Origin of the sequence: Streptomyces sp. NBC_00090 (assembly GCF_045160815.1) — a bacterium.
Lineage (GTDB): Bacteria > Actinomycetota > Actinomycetes > Streptomycetales > Streptomycetaceae > Streptomyces.
This window is the reverse complement of the sequence record NZ_CP108224.1, coordinates 6932635-6950681: the sequence shown is the minus strand read 5'-3', so window position 1 is coordinate 6950681 and position 18047 is coordinate 6932635. Positions and strand designations below refer to the sequence as shown.

General features: G+C 68.4%; 16 protein-coding genes and 2 pseudogenes. 15 read left to right on the top strand and 3 right to left on the bottom strand.

Annotation, left to right across the window (positions count from 1 at the left end):
* Positions 1 to 306: 306 nt before the first annotated feature.
* From OG361_RS31035 to OG361_RS30965, 15 genes are all read left to right on the top strand, one after another.
* A complete protein-coding gene (locus OG361_RS31035; protein WP_405858759.1) occupies positions 307 to 1068 on the top strand; it encodes a hypothetical protein in 762 nt (253 codons plus the stop codon).
* Positions 1065 to 1751, top strand: coding sequence for a dTMP kinase (locus tag OG361_RS31030; protein WP_405858757.1), 687 nt, complete (start codon positions 1065 to 1067; stop codon positions 1749 to 1751). The genes OG361_RS31035 and OG361_RS31030 overlap by 4 nt, the downstream gene beginning before the upstream one ends.
* The gene (locus OG361_RS31025; RefSeq protein WP_405858755.1) at positions 1744 to 2613 is read left to right on the top strand and encodes an isocitrate lyase/phosphoenolpyruvate mutase family protein; all 870 of its coding nucleotides are present in this window, start codon (positions 1744 to 1746) and stop codon (positions 2611 to 2613) included. Before OG361_RS31030 ends, OG361_RS31025 begins: the two co-directional genes overlap by 8 nt.
* Positions 2604 to 3074 (top strand): NUDIX domain-containing protein, encoded by a 471-nt coding sequence (locus OG361_RS31020; RefSeq protein ID WP_405858753.1) that lies wholly within the window; start codon positions 2604 to 2606, stop codon positions 3072 to 3074. Before OG361_RS31025 ends, OG361_RS31020 begins: the two co-directional genes overlap by 10 nt.
* A 5-nt stretch (positions 3075 to 3079) precedes the next feature.
* Positions 3080 to 3745 (top strand): TylF/MycF/NovP-related O-methyltransferase, encoded by a 666-nt coding sequence (locus OG361_RS31015; protein ID WP_405858751.1) that lies wholly within the window; start codon positions 3080 to 3082, stop codon positions 3743 to 3745.
* A gap of 8 nt (positions 3746 to 3753) precedes the next feature.
* Complete coding sequence (locus tag OG361_RS31010; RefSeq protein ID WP_405858749.1) at positions 3754 to 4665, top strand: NAD(P)-dependent oxidoreductase; 912 nt, start codon at positions 3754 to 3756, stop codon at positions 4663 to 4665.
* Complete coding sequence (locus OG361_RS31005; RefSeq protein ID WP_405858747.1) at positions 4662 to 5528, top strand: hypothetical protein; 867 nt, start codon at positions 4662 to 4664, stop codon at positions 5526 to 5528. The genes OG361_RS31010 and OG361_RS31005 overlap by 4 nt, the downstream gene beginning before the upstream one ends.
* A 30-nt stretch (positions 5529 to 5558) precedes the next feature.
* Positions 5559 to 7418, top strand: coding sequence for a radical SAM protein (locus OG361_RS31000; protein WP_405858745.1), 1860 nt, complete (start codon positions 5559 to 5561; stop codon positions 7416 to 7418).
* Positions 7415 to 8134: a 2OG-Fe(II) oxygenase gene (locus OG361_RS30995; RefSeq protein WP_405858743.1), complete on the top strand. Its 720-nt coding sequence runs from the start codon at positions 7415 to 7417 to the stop codon at positions 8132 to 8134. Before OG361_RS31000 ends, OG361_RS30995 begins: the two co-directional genes overlap by 4 nt.
* Positions 8135 to 8223: 89 nt before the next feature.
* Entirely contained in the window at positions 8224 to 8385 is a 162-nt protein-coding gene (locus OG361_RS30990; protein ID WP_405858741.1) for a hypothetical protein, read from the top strand.
* A 58-nt stretch (positions 8386 to 8443) separates the two neighbouring features.
* On the top strand, positions 8444 to 9334 hold the full coding sequence (locus tag OG361_RS30985) for an aKG-HExxH-type peptide beta-hydroxylase (protein WP_405858739.1): 891 nt from the start codon (positions 8444 to 8446) through the stop codon (positions 9332 to 9334).
* A gap of 484 nt (positions 9335 to 9818) precedes the next feature.
* Positions 9819 to 10946, top strand: a complete 1128-nt coding sequence (locus tag OG361_RS30980; protein WP_405858737.1) for a hypothetical protein — start codon at positions 9819 to 9821, stop codon at positions 10944 to 10946.
* Positions 10943 to 12169: a hypothetical protein gene (locus OG361_RS30975; protein ID WP_405858735.1), complete on the top strand. Its 1227-nt coding sequence runs from the start codon at positions 10943 to 10945 to the stop codon at positions 12167 to 12169. Before OG361_RS30980 ends, OG361_RS30975 begins: the two co-directional genes overlap by 4 nt.
* Complete coding sequence (locus OG361_RS30970; protein WP_405858733.1) at positions 12166 to 13941, top strand: Hsp70 family protein; 1776 nt, start codon at positions 12166 to 12168, stop codon at positions 13939 to 13941. The genes OG361_RS30975 and OG361_RS30970 overlap by 4 nt, the downstream gene beginning before the upstream one ends.
* 1 nt (position 13942) lies before the next feature.
* Positions 13943 to 15280 (top strand): hypothetical protein, encoded by a 1338-nt coding sequence (locus tag OG361_RS30965; RefSeq protein ID WP_405858731.1) that lies wholly within the window; start codon positions 13943 to 13945, stop codon positions 15278 to 15280.
* Between the two features lie 135 nt (positions 15281 to 15415).
* Here OG361_RS30965 and OG361_RS30960 read toward each other — a convergent pair.
* The 3 genes and pseudogenes from OG361_RS30960 to rsgA all read right to left on the bottom strand — a co-directional run.
* A pseudogene (locus tag OG361_RS30960) lies at positions 15416 to 15736 on the bottom strand (transposase); the annotation flags it as partial.
* 182 nt (positions 15737 to 15918) lie between these two features.
* Entirely contained in the window at positions 15919 to 17514 is a 1596-nt protein-coding gene (locus tag OG361_RS30955; RefSeq protein WP_405858729.1) for a recombinase family protein, read from the bottom strand.
* A gap of 76 nt (positions 17515 to 17590) precedes the next feature.
* Positions 17591 to 18040 (bottom strand): annotated as a pseudogene (gene rsgA, locus OG361_RS30950) (GTPase RsgA); the annotation flags it as partial.
* Between the last annotated feature and the right edge of the window lie 7 nt (positions 18041 to 18047).

The following is an 18047-nucleotide window of genomic DNA, read 5'->3' as shown; positions in this document are numbered from 1 at the left end:
GGCTCGCCGGACCGTCGGATCACGCCAGAAGACCGGGTCGGCCCGTCGGGCGGCCGGCCCGTCCTGGCACGAGGCACATCGTGTACCGGCGTTGAAGCGACTGAGAAGGGCACCGCAGCGCGTACACCGCCGCTGTCCGCTGTCGACCATGGTCGGCATTCTCCCTCGCTCTGCGACCACCCGGACACGTTCCGCTGCTGGGGCTCATAAACACTCATAGGCGTGGGCCTTCGTGGCGGCCATCGTGGTGGAGCACCACCGACCGGAGCCGCGTGCCGCGACTCCCCGGACGTGAGGATCCGACCTTTGACCTCCTTGACCCTGCCGCCCCGGCCACCCGGTTCGCCGCCGCTGGCCCAGGCCTGGCAGACGCTGGCGGACGGGCTGCTGACCCAGCGGCTCCATCTCCATCTCGACGAATGGCGGGCTGCCGTCGCCGAGGAGAAGGCGCTGCCCGACGTGCCGGGCGCCGATGTCTCCGTGCTGGCCCAGCGCCCGTCTCCGCTGCCGGCAGGCGACGGGTCCGCGATGGCGCTGCTGGAGGACGCCGGGCTCGGCTTCTGGTGGGAGCTGCCCCAGCGGCACGGAGCGGAGTCGCGGAACCGGCGCGGGGCGCTTCACGGCGCCGCCGACACCGCTGCCCAGAACCTCCTCGCGGGGCAGACCGGGGCGTCCTGGTCCGACGCCGTGACCGCCGTCGGCGCCGCCGCCGCGTGGTGGGTGGGTTTCTTCACGGTCATCCGCCACCGCGGGGTGCACCACATCACGCTGGAGCCGCACCCGAGCCCGCTCCACGAGCAGGCCCTGGGTACCGCGGTGAGCGTCGTGGCCCACGGCATGACCACGCGGGTGCTGGAGGCGGCGCTGCGTAACTCCGACGACGACCCGGACGTCCGCGCCGCGTACTGCCGGGCCATCGAGGCCGGCATCTGCGCCGAGCCCGAGCTGCCCCGCCTCATCGACGAGTTGGCGGAGCTGCGGCTGGTGGACCTGGTGTCCACCACGGCCCGCTGGCGGGGTCGCTTCACCAAGTACGCCGGCGGCACGGGAGCGGGGCAGGTCGAATGAACCACCGCTATCCGTTCATCGTCATCGAGGGGCTCGACGGCACCGGCAAGACGACGCTGCGCAAGGGCCTGTTCCGTCTCTGGGAAGGGCTCTACGGCGTCACCCCGCTCTGCATGCTCACCACCAACTTCCTCGCCGCAGACCAGGCCGCCGCCATCGTCACCGGCAAGTACCAGCCGAACGCCGGGAACCGTGACGCCTACCTGTCCGCGATCTCGGCGGACAAGCGGGCCACGCTGGATCGCCTCGTGCTCCCCCAGCGGCCGGCCCGGCCCGTGATCGCGGATCGGTGGCTCCTCAGCGAGCTGGCCTTCTTCGCCGTGAAGCACGACATGAGGGTGTCGGAGACGTACGAGGTGCTGGCCGCGCAGCTCACCGCGGCCCCGGATCTCACGCTCGTCCTGGACCTGGAGACCGACGCCTCGATGAGCCGGGCGCAGGCCCGCCAGGGTGACGCCGTCCGGGCCGACTGGGACGTGCACGACGTCCAGAGCCGGGTTCGCGAGACCTACGAGGCCGTGGTCACGAAGCCCGACGAGTTCCCGCTCCTCGGCGACGTGGTCCGCCTGGACGCCCGCCGGCCCCGGTCCGAGGTGCTGCTCACCGCCTGGGACGTACTGCGCGAACGGCAGCTGGTGCCGTCGCTCGCCGCCCGTACGGAAGGAGGAGGGACTCATGACTGACGGCACGAAGGCGATGCATCTGCGTGAGGCCCTCGCCGACAGCGAGCGGAAGCACCCGCTCCTGGCGATCGGCGCGGTCAACGCGCTCGCCGCGCATGTCGCGGCGGAATCGGGCTTCGACGCCCTGTGGGTGAGCAGTCTGGAGGTGTCCGCGGCCTCCGGACTGCCGGACGCCAACGTCCTGGGCCCCCGGGACCTGTCCGACGTGGTCGCCTCGCTCGGCCGTGTCACCGAACTGCCCGTCATCGTGGACATCGACAACGCCGGCGGCTCGGGGCGCACGGCGGAGCGGTTCGCGTACGACCTGATGCGCGCCGGAGCCGCGGCGGTGTGTGTCGAGGACAGCGCGTACCCGAAGTGCAACAGCTTCGCGGCCCACCGGGCCCAGAACCTCGCCGACCGGGACCTGCTGTGCGAGCAGGTGGGGCGCGTACGGAAGGTCGCCGGTGACGGCCTCGTGGTCGTGGCTCGCACCGAGGCCCTGATCGCCGGCGAGGACCTGGCCACGGCGATCGCCCGCGCCGAGGCGTACGCCGAGGCCGGAGCGGATGCAGTACTCATCCACTCCAAGGACGCGACCGGTGATCAGGCACGGGCCATCGGAGGTGCGTGGAGGCACGGCGTACCGCTCGTCACCGTGCCCACGGCGTTCCCCGACCTGAGCGCCACCGAACTCGGCGAGGCCGGCTTCCGCCTCTGCATCTACGCGAACCAGCTCAGCCGTGCCGCCCTCGCTGGTATGCGCACCGCCGCTCGTCAGTTCCGGCGCGGAGGGAGTTTCCGCTCCACCGTCGCGGGGTCCCTCGCGGAGGTGGGCGACCTGATGCGCGTCGGCGAACCGGAGGCGCTGTCGTGCCTCTGACACCCGAGCTGCCTCGGATCAGTGTCTCCGTGAAGGCGGCGATCGTGCGCGACGGCGCCGTCCTCATGCTGTCGTACGACGACGAGGCCGGGTTCCACTACAACCTCCCCGGCGGCAAGGCCCAGGTCGGCGAGGACCTGCGCCAGGCCGTGAACCGCAAGGTCGCGCAGGAGACCGGCCTCCAGGTCGTGGCGCGGCGTCTGCTGTGCGTCGTCGAGTACGTCCCCGAGTCGTGGCAGGGCGAGTTCGGAGACGTACAGAAGGTCCAGTTCAACTTCCTCGCCGAGCAGGTAGACGACGCCGAGCCGCGCATGCCGGAACCGCCGGACCCCATCCAGGTGGGGTTCGAGTGGGTTCCGCTGGAACGACTGGGCGACGTGTACCTGCTGCCCCGGATCAACCGGCCGCTGTCGGCGGCGTTGAGCGGGGAGCTCGCCGACCCCTTCGTGGACAGGTGGTGATCTTCATGGACCCGACGCTGAAGGATCTGCGGGAGTGGCTGCTGCGGGAGCACTCAGGGACGGTCTGTAGCGACCGGCTTCGCGTGGTCGCCAACGAGCTCGCTGACATGACCGCCTGCGGTCTGCAGGGAGCCGTCGTGGAACTCGGCAGCTACAGGGGTGCGATGGCCCTCTGGATCCGTAGCGTGCTCGACTCGCTGGGAGACCGCGACCGCGAGATCCACGTCTACGACTCCTTCCAGGGCATGCCCGCGCCTGGGACCGAGGACTCGGACCACCTGGCGGCGGGTGAGCTCCGGTCTTCCCCGGACGACGTGCGCGCCACGCACGCGGCCTGGGGCAGGTCGGCGCCGGTCATCCATCCGGGATGGTTCGACGAGACCCTTCCCAAGGAGCTGCCCGACGAGATCGCGTTCGCCTACCTGGACGGCGACTTCTACGACTCGACCCTCACGGGACTCACGCACTGCGTCACCCGCCTGATGCCGACGGGCGTGTTGTTCGTCGACGACTACGCGGACACGGCGGTCAATCCGCGAGCCTGGGACGGGCTCCCGGGGGTGAAGCGCGCCTGCGACGCGTACTTCGGCACGCCCTCGCCCGTGACCGTCGTCGTCGGCGAGGGTGATCTCGCCTTCGGCCGGTACGAGAAGCCGGAGTTCCTCGGATGAGCGCTGTCATGGTGTTACGCGGTGCGGCGGACACGAACGCGATCCGCCGCGCCCTGCCCGATGTCGTCGTACACGAGGTGCCGGACCTGGACTCGCCTCCGCCCGCCGACACGGCCGTGCTCGTCCTGCGTTCCGGCGTCCGTCTCGGCAAGAGGGAGCTCGACGCGCTCCCTCGTCTGGGGCACGTCGTACGGGCCGGCTCCGGCATCGACCACATCGACGTGAGCGCCCTACGGCACCGTGACATCACGCTGCACCGCAACGCCGAGGCCGGCGCGGGCGCCGTGGGCGAGTGGGTCCTCACCGCCGCCCTCGCCCTGGCCCGGCGGATCCCCTTGGGGCAGCACGCGCTGATGCTCGGCCAGCACGAGAAGCAGGCGTGCATGGGTGCGTCACTCGGTACCCTGGCCGCAGGTGTCTGGGGCGCGGGCCCGGTGGGGCTGGCCGCCGACTGGGCCCTCGCTCCCTTCATGGACCGCACGGCCTTCGCCGCGTGGCCGTCGAACCCTCCCGGCCTGCGGGAACTGTCGCCGACAGCCCTCATGGAGCAGTCGCAGGTACACGTGATCGCTCTGCCGCTGCGCCCCACGACCGAACAGCACATCGGCGAGGACTTCCTCGCACGCGTCGCTCCGCAGCGGCCACTGCTCATCTGCGCGGGGCGGCTGGAGACCCTCGACGTCGCCGCCTGCCTGCGGGCGCTGGCGGACGGGAGGCTCTCGGGCCTCGCCCTCGACCCGGTCGAGCGGGAGCACCTGCCGCTCCTCACCGGCTCCACGGCACCACTCAACCTCCTGCTCTCACCCCACATCGGCGCCCAGCGGTCCGACGTACGCGGCGCGCTCGACCGATGGGCCATCGATCTCCTCAAGGAGATCACCGCTGACAACAAGATCCTGATCGAAGGAGGCCGCCGGTGACCCCATCGGCACGACTGCGTCGGGAGATCGCCGACAAAGTCGCCCAAGCGCTGCTCGCGTCCGGCGAGGCCCGCGAGGTCTGGCTGGAGGGAGCCCTCGCCTGCGGCTTCGCCCACGCGGCGAGCGACATCGACCTGCGTGGCATCGTGGACGGCGCCCTTCCGACGTGGGAGTCGCGCATCGTGGACGGCGTCCGTGTCGACCTCCAGGCGACGGCGCCACAGCGGGCGGAGGAACTCCGTCACCTGCTCCGCTCCTTCGACGTCCGCCGCGACGACCTCGGATCGTTCCGCCGGGTACGCGCCTCGATGCACGACCTCATGTGTCTGCGTACCGCTCTCTCGTACGGCTCCGGACGCTGGGATCCGGTGCTCGATCTGGGGGAGCGCCAGGGCTACCGACGCTGGGCGGTCGCCGACCAGGCCGAGGTGGCGGCAAGTCTCGCCGAGGACCTGACCGGCCTCGTCGAGGACGGCCTGTCCGAATCGGCCGACGTCGTGTGCCGGAAGCTGGAGACCTGTCTCGCCGCGCTCGGCTGCGCGGCGGCCGGCCACCCGGTCCTGGGCGACAAGTGGCTGCCGCTGCTTGCCAGCGCTCCGTTCCATCCGCCGATCGACCCCGCCCGCCCGGAAACGTGGGAGTGGTTCCGTCCGGTTCAGCGACGCGTGACCGGAGCGCTCCTGGACTGCTGGCCCGTCGACGACCCGCTGCAGAAGCCTCCCAACCTGGGCGCCCCTGACGCCGGCTGGCTGCCCCAGCGGTACGCCGACGGGTGGTTCCTTCGCCGTGGCGACGTCCACATCCCCATCACCGGCGGACAGCTTCTCGGGTGGCTGTCCACGGTCTCCACCGATGGCGCGTAGACCGCGCCTCTCCTCCTCAGGAGTCCTCTGATGCCCGTCACCCGCACCGCCCCCGTCGACCTGGAGAGTCTCTACGCCCCGCTGTCGAGCACCGGGCCGGACACGGCCGTCTCCGTCATCCTCAAGCTCCGCGGCGAGACCTGCGACATCGACTGCCTGTACTGCTTCGAGAAGCGCAAGGAGTCACCGGGCGGCGCCCGGATCAGAGCGGCACAGGTCCACCGCCTCGGTTCGATCTTCTCCGGGCGTCCGCTCAGCGTGGAACTCCACGGCGGGGAGCCCCTGACCGTCGGCCGGGAACGGATCGCGGAGATCCTGGACGCGCTCGCCGCACAGCCGAACGTCATCCGCGTGAGCCTCCAGACCAACGGCCTCCAGCTCGACGACGCCTGGCTGGATCTGTTCGAGCGCCACTGCCCCCAGCTGGAGATCGGCATCTCCCTCGACGGGGACGCACTGGGGAACTCGTGGCGTGTCGGTTACGACGGCCGCCCCACGTACCCCCGAGTGGTCGAAGCCCTGGAACTCCTCGGCCGTCGGGAACGCCGTGTCGGCGTCATCTGCGCCGTCACCCCGTACGTCCTCGGCCGGGCCTCGGAGGTCATGGAGCACCTCGCTTCCTTTCCCGCCGTGACGACGGTCAGTCTGGTGCCGTGCTTCGACGCGGCGGTCACCCGGTCGACCACGGCGGCCGGATCCCGTGCGCCGACCAGTCGGGCACTCCAGCGACGTGCCATCGGCCCCACCGGCCCGGCCTGGGCCGTCACGCCTCGCCAGTACGCCGACTTCGTGCTGGAGGCCGCCCGCCATTGGGTCGGCGACGGCCTGTTCCGCCGCGTCAAGCTGGAACCCGTCGTCTCCGTCATCCGCCGCCTAAGGGGTCTACAAACCCGTTCCTGTCACTTCTCCGACTTGAAGTGCGACCACGTCCTCACCCTCTATCCCGATGACCGCCTGGGAAGCTGTGACGAGCTGCCCTGGCCGCAGGCCGGCTTGGCCGCGCTCGGTGACGTACAGGCTGAGGCGAACGTGGCCGAGGCTCAGGGCAGCTCTCCCTTGCTCCGGCAGGCACGCTCCCTGGTCACGAAGTGCACGACCTGCGACTACCGCGACACCTGCGGCGCGGGCTGCCCGGCGGTCCGCCTCCGCTTCGCCGCTGCGGGCAACGAAGACGCGTACTGCGACCACCGCATGCGCCTGATCGACGGCGTCGCCGCCCTGCTCGCCCAGCCGAACCTCCCGCCCGGTGCGTCCTGTTCCCGGCTGCACTGGCGTCCCGTCCGCCCCAACGACATGCACCACGTCTCGGCGTTCCTGGCCCGGTGGGACGACCCAGCCGTGACCCGCCCGCCTGCGCGCCTGCAGGTCAGCGCCCACGGCAACATCAACACGGTGGGCCTCCCCGGCATTCACGAGGCGGACGATCTCGACCCCCACCACCCCCAGTGGTACGAGGGCGTCGAGCCCGGCGTCCGTCCGGTCGTCGACGCGCTCACCGCGGGCTGGAACACCGTCACCTATGACAGCTGCCAGGGCCACGCCTACGCCGATCTCCCCGGAGCCGAGCCCCGGTTCCTCTCGGTCGGAATCCTCCCGCGCGACCGCGCCGAGTACGCGCGTACAGCGGCGCGCCTGTGCCGCGCCGCCAGCCGAGCTGAATCCTCCCTGCCCGGGGCATGTTCGTTGCTCCTCGGTCGCAGCGAGCTCACCTGCCGCACCACCGGCCGGGTGTATCCGACGCTCGACCTCCATCTCGTACCCGCTGCCGGCACCACGCCTGCCGAGTACTTCGAGGACCTCACCCAGGCCGTACACGTACTCACGGAGGCCCTGGCCGAGGCCGCCTCTGCCCCGCCTTCCACCCCCTGCGCATGCGGAGGCGAGCAATGATCCACATCGCCGAGACTCTGTCCATCCGTACCGTGGAGGGCTTCCTCAAGCCGGACGAGATCGAGCGACTCAACCTCGTCATGGACAACACGCTCAACTCCCTCGGACGCGACCGGTACGGCACTGGCCGCCGCACCACCATCCACGAGATCCCCGGTCACTCCCCCGCCGAGGCACAGGACGTCTATGAGCCTACCGGCCGGATCGAGATGACCGACATCCCGCGCGAGGCGACCACCCTCCTCGACCAGGCCCTGAAGCTCCACATGCCCGCCATCACGCGTACCCTGCCGTCGGTCACCGGCCACCGGCCGTGGATCTACCTCGAATACGGTGCCGGCCAGTACATCACCCCACATGCCGACGGCATCGCCCCCGATCCCCTCGCTCGTCCCCGCCAGATCGCCGCCGCGACGGTCACGCTCACAGACATCCACGACACGGGCGGCGCGTTCTACGCGGAGACCACGGGCAGCGACTCGGTCTGGACCGCCGACGAGGCGCCGACGGGGTCGGGTTACGCCGAGGGGATGCGTTTCGCACACGACGGGACGGACATGTCCTCCCCCTGGTTCCGCACCATGCCCCGCACCCGATGGATCGTCGCACCCGCTCCCGGAACGCTCGTGGCCTTCGGCAGCCAGCTCGTCCACGGCACCGAACCGGTCCGCGCCGGCCGCGTTCGCAAGTTCCTGACTCTCTTCGTCTCCGAGTAGGAGGCTTCGCCGCCATGACCGGCCCCCGCGGCCCACCCCGCAGCCACCATCCCCTAACCCACGGCCCGGACCAGAGGAGAGAGCGAGCAGTGGCACAAGACAAGACGTTCGACGAGTTCCTGGAGGCAGTCGCGTCCCTGCGCGACAGCGACCCCGTGCGCACAACCGCGCACACCTCCAACGCGGCCACCGAGACCTGGCTGGCCACCACGGTGCGGCACGACGCCGCTGAACCCATCACCGAGTCCTGACCCGCCACGGGGCCGGGTCCCGTCCCGGCCCGGCCCCGTCCCACTCCCGGAGCCCCAGATGAGCGCTCTCTCCCCGGAAGCCCTGGTCGCCCTCGGCGGCATCACCGACCACCAGCGCCTACGGACCAGCCGTATCACCTCCGTACTCGGCAACCGCCTCGGCTCGTCCGCCCTCGACTACGCCGTGGCCCACCACCTACTCGAAGGCGCCGAACACGCTGCACGCGCCCGGGACTCGGACCGCCTCGACTGGTACCGCAATGCGACGGTGCGAGACCTGACCCACCTGTCGGCCGGCCCGCACATCGTGCTCAACCCGCGCCCCGGGGACCTGCTCCGCTCGGAGATCTCCGAAACCGCGTACTACCTCGTAGGCCCCGACACCAGCCCTGCCCCACCCGAGGCCCGTGACCTCGTTCGTGCCGCCCTCGCCTCCGCGACCGAGCACGGCTTCGGCACCCTGCTCACCCAGCACGCCCCCGTCATCTGCCTGCTCAACCGCCGCCGACTCGACGAGACCCTCCACAGCTGGGCCATCAACCGCCTCCCGGGCACCGTCTTCACCGACTACACCGAACATCCCGAGGTCTTGGCCCGCGACATGATCCACGAGTCCGCCCACAACTGGCTCAACGACGCCTTGGCCGCGCACAACGTCAGCCTTCCCGCCGACATCACCTTCTTCTCCCCCTGGCGGGGAGCGCCTCGCCCCGTCTACGGCTTCCTTCACGCCTGCTGGGCCTTCTCCCTCACAGTGCTGTACGTGCGGCGGACCCGGCACAGCGTCACCGGTCCCGTGGTTCCCTTCCTCGACGCCCACCTGCGCCAGCAGGAGGACCAGTTCGCCTCGGCTATCGATTCGCTGGCTGAGGCACTCTCATACGTCTCCGCTGACGCGCTCCGTGATCGCGTCAGCCATGCCGTCAGCATGGCCGTCGATTCGGCGTAACCCGGTCTAACCGAGCACTCCCACCCCTGACGCCGCGGTAACAAGGCGCCTACTACAACCACGAGCACAGGCATTCGCCGATCGGCCTGCACACCCCGGCCAGCGCGCACCACCCGCACCGCCGAACTCGTCCGCCAGCAGCGAGCGGTCACCCTCGCCCAGGCGTACGCGGCGCATCCCGAACGCGTCGGCCGCCGCCCACAGCCCCCGAAACTGCCCGCGGCCGTGTGGATCAACGAACCCTGACCCGAGACAGAACCCCCAGAAACAGAACCTATAGCATCAAAACTTCTCAATTGACTTGACAGCTTCCGGCATGATCACCGAAGCCATGCCTGCATCGGCATCTAGGCCCACACGAACGTGAAATGACAACCCATCACGGGTCGATCTCGCTCAGCCCGCGACCTCGCAAAGTCCCTGCGCGCCGACTAGCCTTCCGAAGGCGTAGGGGACGCGGATCAGAAAGCGACAGGAGGGGTTCGTGGGGTTCTGGCACACCGGCTACATGGAGTTCCATGAGCCGATCGGATTTGAATCGGTCGGACTGCCAGCCCCGCCAAAGCCCCCTCAGTTTCCCTGCATTGAATGTGGACTCGTCTTCTCGTCCGAGCGCGCCCGCCGAGCACACCGCTTCGACGGTCATGCGATCAAGCGGCCGACCCTCCTCTTCAGGGGACGAGAGTGCGGGCGTACGCGCTTGATGGTCACGAGCTCCAGCGGCTCCGCCGATTGGGTGACCTCGGATGTCGAATCCATCGCCGTCAACGGCCGCGAAACCTCAACGTCTGAGGCCGCCGGCTTCCTCGCGTCGGTGAAGGTTGGCGTCCAGACGGTGACTGTTTCCAATGGCCCGCTGGAGCGGACGTTCGAGTTCGATTTCTGCCTTGCAGAAGAAGACGACCTCTGCCTCGTAGACCAGGCCTTGGAAAAACTCATCTCCAGCCGCGAGTTGAGTCGCAACGCAATCGACACCTTCATCATGCGTGCCGGCCGCGGGGTGACGGCCCGCCGTTACCGCGAAGGTCTGGCGACATACCTGTACGGCGTGCTTGCACGGGAGGCGGTCGAGGACCCCGGCCGGGTGGACGGGGCGGGTGCGCCGCTCTACGAGCAGCGGTACAACAGCGCTGTCTCTCTACTGTCGACCTTCGACCGGCCTGCAGCGGAGGCGATCTGCGGTTTGGTCGCATTGCACTACAATCACTTCGAACTTGCGGTGCGCAAGACCAACAGCCACCGCGTCTCCGATGTCGCAGCGCGGTTCCGATCCCTCCTCACAGGCGGCTCATTCGCCACGACAAGCCTGGCCGACCGGTCGCACGGAAGCCTCGATCAGGCCTTGAGCGACTCCGTTACCGAGGACCTCCTAGACGTCGGTGCAACGGCTCTGGACGGGACGCAGTCATCCGTGGTTGCCCAACTGCTCCCCTCACTGGGCGTGCTCCGGCCCCAGGACCAGTTCAAGGTCCGCCTGATCGCGGCTGAGGCGCTGCTCGCTGAGGGAGACATCGATGGTGCATCACGACACGGCGAGGCGCTCAGGCACTCCAGGGAGACCGGCGCCTGGTACGCAGGATTTCGGACCCGATTGCAAGAGGTAGGACGTTGAGCAACGAGACCATTCCAGAGCCTGGCGCGGAGTCGGGACCGAGCTACCCCGCGTCGGCTACCGCTACCGGCGATGGCACCGCCTCGGCCTCGCCTACTGACCATGCGCCGACGGCATCCGTTCCGGGGGAGGACCCATATCGGGCCAAGTCCAGGACGAAGCCAAAGCCGATCATCACCTCGATCGAGGAGTTGCTGACCTTCGCCTACGAGTCGAAGGCTCGACTGCTTGAGTTCTCGAAGGAGGACCTCAAGAAGCTGGCGATCACCGATGAGGGCATCGCGTCACAGAGCGCGCTGGTCGAATCTCTCGCGCCGACGGACCCGACGTTGTCGACCCCGTACAAGCTGCTTCAGTATGCGGCGCGCCAGGGGGTCCCGCTCAAGCGCACCGAGAATGGTGACCTCGCACCGGCGTTGAACCGGCTCTTTGACCTCGCGGTAGTCGCACTGGGCCACAGCCCGGTGTTCCGGGTCTGGGTGAACCAGCTGGTCGATCCCCGCAAGGGTCCGCAGCTCTCGACCGAACACCTGCGCAACATGGCCCGGCAGGTCCGCGCCGACGATCTTGGACTGTCCCCGGAGCAGTTCAAGACCGCTGACAGTGAGCGCCTCGTCAGGAATGCGATCGCGTGCTACGGCCTCCTCCGCGTGCTCCAACGTGAGTGGAACCTCGATCAGTTCATCGATGCGTCGTACGGCTCTGTCTGGAGGCACGAGGCCCCGGAGGCAGCAGGGCTGGAGCGAGCCGCCGGCAAGGTCGGGGCAAGCAGCGATCTCGACGTGCTCGGGATCGTCGGTGAGAACTACCTGGCCCGGATCGCCCGCTTGGATCGGCAGGTCACACAACTCGAGAGTGAGGCCGACGCTGCTCGAAATCGCGAAACGCGGCTCCGCGCTGAGCTTTCGACCGTCGAGGAGCGTGAGCAATCTGCGATGGCTCGCGCCGACGCGTTCTCTGCCGAGGTGGGGCGGCTGCAGAAGGAGCTCACGGCTGAGCATGATAACAGAATGGTCGACAAGAGCCATATGACGGACGACTACGAGACGCTGCGAACGCGCATCATCAGACGTCTCGGGGGTGAAATCGATCTGCTCACCGATGGTCTGCACGCACTCCGGAACGGTGCGCCCGACGTCGCGGAGGAGTTCCTCGACCGTTCCCTGCTTGCCCTCACGCGTGAGGTCGAGCAGCTGAAGGACGCGTCTGGAGGCTTCGCATGACCGTCGGGTTCGACTTCGGAACGACCAACAGCCTGGTTTCGGTGGTAGTTGGTGACCGCGTGATCGACGTGATGGACGTCGAGACCGGCCGGCCCCATCCCTCGATCGTCCGGTACGAAGGCGAGCAGGTAGTGGTCGGCCGCGAGGCCAAGGACGCGTTGGGTGCCGCGGGCATCGGGGTGCACGGCAACACGGTGAAATCGCCGAAGTTCCTCCTCGGCGAGGAGGCGATCGCCGTCGGAGGCGTCGACCGGAGCCCGGTGGACATCGTTGCGGACGTCGTGCGGCACGTCCGGTCGGAGTCGCTGCGCAGTCCGCAGCGGAACGTGCTCGGCGGCCTCGACAACGCTGTGGTCACAATCCCCGTGACCATGAACGGGCACCGACGCGCGGCGCTGCGAGAAGCGTTCGCGGGGGCCGGGATGGGTGTCGTCCAGTTCGTCCACGAGCCGCTCGCCGCCCTGTACGGGTTCATCCGGGGAGCGACCGACCCGGAAGAGATGGCGCGGCGGCTTGCACGGCGAAACGTCCTGGTTGTCGACTGGGGCGGCGGAACGCTGGACCTGACTCTCTGCCGGGTGGACGAAGAACAGGTTCGACAACTTCGCAACGGTGGCTCGGCCCAGGTCGGCGGCGACGAGTTCGACAAGGTGATTCGCGACGAGGTCGTGAAGCGCGTCCGGGCTCGTGGAAGTGCCTCTGACGACGACCTTGCGATCCCTGAGGCTGAACTCCGGCTCCTCCAGGACGCGGAGCGCAACAAGATCGAGCTCTCGGCCGACCGCGTCGACGTGACGTTCTACCGGCCAAGTTACTTCCAATCAGGTGCGACCTTGCAGTACCAGCTCACGCGTCAGGAGCTGGAAGAGATCACACGGCCGCTCGTGACGGCAGGTATCGATGAGATCGAGTCGCTGCTCGGCAGCTTGTCGATGGCTCCCGGCCAGGTCTCGCTGGTCGTAGTGGTCGGTGGCATGGCGGCCATGCCCGCGATTCGGAGCCGGCTGTACGAGATGTTCGGTCCGGACCGAGTCGAGGTGCCGACGAACAGTGCCACGTTGATCTCCCAAGGAGCTGCGTGGATTGCGCATGACAGGCAGCGGCTCCGGCTGGCGAAGCCCATCGAACTCGAGCTCGCTCGCGGGTCGTTGATTCCGCTCCTCGCAGCGGGCACTGAAATGCCTCTCGGTGGAGAGGTCAAGCACGAAACGCTTCACCTGTACTGCGCGGACCCTACGGACGGGAAGGCGAAATTTCCGATCGCTACTCCGACCGCGTTGTCATCACATCCGCAGGCGAGCGAGCGGCGAACGTCGCTGGGAATGATCACACTCGGCGTCGACGAGACCGCGCCGCCACTGCACGAGCGCCTCGAGCTGAAGGTCGCTCTCGACGACGACTTGGTGTTGTCGGTCGAGGCGACGTCAAGCCAGAAGCACGATCGGGTCAAGGAGTCCTACTACGACCTGGAGTTCGGTCTTGGCCTCCCGGCTCTGGCTGTGCCAGGAGGTGCTGCCGCGGGCCCAAAAGCACCTGAGGAGTCCATAGCCGTGCCACAGGCGGGACTGGTCGTCCGTGCAAACGTGGCGAGGGACAAGGACCAGGCGACCGTTCCCGGCGACGTGCTGTATCTGCACAATTCTGGGGCCTTCGCCCGGCACGTGCGTGACGGAGCGACACAGGCCCAGGTGCTGGAGCACCTGTACTACCAGCCGTGCGCCGTCTGCAAGCGCCAGTGGGGGCACCCGGAGTGTCGATGCGGATCGGCGTGACATGGCGAGCGCCAAGGCACTCGTGCGCGTGCTCGACCACGGAACGGAAGTCGAGTCCGGAGTCCGCCGTCCGATTCGTCTGACTCCCGATGGATATGCGGGTGTCGCGTATGCGGGCTCCGTCTACCCGCTCCGGCAGGGCGATCTCATCGACTTGGACGGATCGAGCTGGGAACTGGCGGACTGCGATCGTTTCCTGTTCACCAGAGCAGAGGTTCCGTACGCTCCCATTGCCGGTGAACCGCTGGAGAAGGCCAGCGGTTTCGACGTCGAGTGGCACCTCGAAACCAACCAATACGGGCATTACGTCGTCTTCAACGCGTCGGAGCGCGTTGCCAGCAGCTTGGTGTCAGCGCTTGAGGACGCAGATCTCAGCGTCCAGCGCTGGGACGTCAGCCATCGTCCAGCAGATGACGGCAACTTCTACGACTGGTTCGCACGCCTTCGGTTCAAGGGCAGCCAGGCCGAAGCACTTGCGCTCGTCGGGGCTGTCATCGCACCGCCGTCGTCTCTCGCGCCGGCGGTGCCAGTCACGGATCCGACAACCGCTCGACTCGCTGATGCCGAGGCTCGGATCGAGGAGCTGCTCAACCAGCTGTACGTCGCGACACGCAAGGGCGAGGCGGCTGAACGTGAGCTCGCGCAGCTCTGTCACGATCTTGCGAACGCCGAAGCGAGCGAGCATCGATACCGAGAATCCGTTGCCCTCGCAGAACGCCATCATTCAGATCTGCAAGAGCAACTCGCCGTGCTCCGACAAGGCCTGGGAGGCATGGCTGACACGGCGGAACTGGTGAAGAGCCTCGCTGACGCCGAGGAACTTCGAGAACTCGCTCTTGCCGAGAACTCCTTGCTGCTGGAGCGTGTGCGAGCGGCCGACTCGGAGGCCGCAGAGAGCGGAGCACGCGCTGACGACTTGGCGGCGCAGGTAGACGCACTCCTTGGGAGAGTTTCGGAACTTGAGGCGCTGGAGACTGAGCGACTTCGCGTCGCGACCGCGCAACGGCCTCGGCGCGGGGGGGTCATTGAGTTCCTGCCTCAGGCGTTCAGCCGCCTCGAGTTCGTTCTCGATGCAGTCGACGTGATCGCCAACCTCGACTCGCCAGCATCCACGATGAGAGCACTTGCTGAGATCGACTCTGGGCGCCTTGTCGGGAAGGACCTTGAGGGAATGCGTGGCTGGTATGAGGTGACGAAATTGGCGACGGGCATCGCGGGAAGCGAGCGACTTGGCCGCATCTACTACAAGCCGGACGACCAAAGAGTGCTTGTCAGTGTGCACATCAAACAGGACGGCAAACAGCAGAGACGCCACATCGAGAGGCTGCGAGCCTTCTGACCCCGGTTACCGGCGCCTGAGCCTCGATCCACCGCGTGAACTCTGATCACGGATGATGGGTGGGTCCCGGGTGTTTCTTCGGGATGCGGGCAGCGGTGATCGCCGGGTGACCGTCCGGTACGGGGTCTCCAAGGTCTACCGTGTCGTGGGCAGACAGGGCGGTTGCGCGGGCCAGGTACGCATGCGCTGTCCGGTGGCCGTCCACAGCTCGGTGAAGTCGTCGGCCCAGCGCCAGTGCCGGGGCAGGTGGAGGGTGAGGCGGCGGGCGCCGGAGGCGATCCGGGCCGGGATGTGGATCAGGTGGCGGCGGATGGTGCCGGTCGTGGCCCAGGCATGGAAGACGGAGGCGAGGTGGCCGGTGGCCCGGGTGAGGTTGTAGGCGGTGGCTGCGAGGGTGAGCCAGGCGGCGTTCGCGGTGAACTTCCCCGACGGCAGGTGGGCAAGCGCGGAGTGCTTCGTGGGACTGATGAGGGCGTAGGAACTCCCATCATCCCAGGTCAGCGGGCACCTCTTCTCTTTTCGTCGTCCACAGACCGACTATCGCGCGGTCGATCCAGGCTGACAGATGCACCACGGCGCGCAGATTCCCCGGAAACAGGGTTTTCCCTGTTTCCGGGATCACAGCATCGCGAAATACGTCAAGCGACCCACTGGGGAACGACCCGGCCGAGAATCGGGGTGCGGTCCCCAGGGAACCGTGCGGGAACGATCGTCAACGACTTCAGGACGCAGCCTAGGAGCATCCGCCGGTCCGCGAGCGTCGACTCCGCCCATGCGTCCGCCAGCGCCTCGCCGTCCGCGAAGAAGACGGAGAGGTCGGCTTCCCGTGCGAGTTCGGCCGCTTCGAGGTCGAGTGACTCGATCACCGCCGACTGCTCGGCTGCCAACGCGTTGAACCGGTCTTCGGACAACCTGCCTTCCACGTAGAAGTCGTGTTCCAGTTTGTCGCGGCGTGTCCTCGCCGCGTCGAGGCCGGCCATGACCTCCTTGCGGCGCTGTTCCTTCTCAACGTCGTGGAAGACCGCCCAACGTCGGACGATGGCGTCGAGGCCCGGGGACCCGTGTTCGAGAGCCGAGACGTGGCTCAGCCACATCGCCTCCACCGCCGCGTCCATACGCGGCGCTCGGACCACCACACCGGGGCAGGCGTCCTTGCCGTACACCGATCGGGTGCGACACCGGTACATGAGGCTGCGGGCGCTGCCGCTGCCACTGCCGGTCATGCCCTTCCCGCAGTACGGGCAGGAGAAGATGCCTCCGAGAAAGGTGGTGTGCGGGCGTTTCCCACGTGATCCCCCACCCATCTTGGTGACGCGCGCTTCGATCAGCGCGAGGATCCGGAGCCGCTCCCCCGGGCTGACGACACCGGTCCCGATCACCACCGGATTCCCTTCGGCGTCCCGCACGGGCTCGGCCGAGGGCACCCAGACGTCGAGGGGCTGGCCATGCTCGTCCAACCGCCTGTCCTTGGTCGGCAGCAGGCCGGCCCATGCCGTGGAGCGCACCATGCGCGTGATCGCCCGGGCGTCCCAGCGGGCACCGTCGCGCGTCCGGATGCCGTCCCGTTCCAGGTCGTGGGCCACGCGCATCGCGGACTTCCCGGCCAGCAGCTCGTCCGCGATGCGACGGGCGTGCGGGTACTCGGCAGGGTCCGGTTCGATGTGTCCCGATCCCCTGGGGGAGCGGACGCCGTACGGGGTGCGGCCACCCGGCCACCGGCCGGCGGTGCGTGCCGCGTTCTTTCCGGTCGTCACCCGGAGAGTGAGGTCCTTGATCTCCTCGCGGGCACGTTCGGCCAGGATCGCGAAGACGATGCGGGTGCCCGGCTGGCTGGAGTCGAGGCGTTCCTGGAGTACGAAGAGCCGAGCCTGCCGGCGGTCGAACTCGTCCAGGGCCGTGCCTATGGCAGCCATGCCCCGTCGGTCGAAGCGGTCCGTCTTCCAGACGGCTAGCGTCTTGATCTCGCCGTCCATGACGGCGGCCATCGCGCCTTCGAGCTTCTCGCGCCGCACGTGCTGCTTGGAAGCGCTTCGCTGCTCCAGCCAGACCTTGCGGACGGTGAGCCCCTGCCGGTCCATCTCACGGCGCAGGTCGCGTGCGTGCTGCTTGAGGGTCTCGACGGTCTCCCTCTTCTTGCTGCGGCGCAGGTAGAGGTCAACCAGGTCCTCCGGGGCTTTCCCCGCCAGCTCCTCGGGAGAACCGTCCCGGAACTCCTCTGCCGTCTTCTTCGCCATAGTGCCCTCCTACCTCACAGATCCGGCCGCTCCAAACGGCATCTGTGCAGGTGAGGGCTGGTGTGTACTACTTGGCGCTCTCCCAGGCCAGGGCGAGGAAGCGTTCGATCCGGCCGAGGTCCAGCTCGACGGCGAGCGAGACGGTGATGACCGCGTGGTCGACGTTGGCCGCGAGGATCTGCCCCTCGGACCGCTGGGAGGAGGTGGAGCGCGCGAAGGCCGTACGGCGCGGCAGGCACGTCCGTACGTAACGGGGGTCGCTGACGCCCTCGGGGTCGACGGCGGCCCAGTCGCCGGTGCAGACGACCCGGAGCGGGTCGTGCGGGGTCACGAACGCCGTGTCGGCGCGCACGACCCCCTCGGCGGTGGCGACGTCGCACTGGCCGCGGTCGACCCTGATGACACGGCCGGGAAGGAGTCCCTGGGCCGCGTACGGGGCGAAGGCCTCGGCCCAGCCGGAGTCCCAGCCGTGGGCGTCGAGCAGCGAGGAGGAAGAAGCGGAGGACGAGAGAGAAGCGAAAGACAAGGGGGAC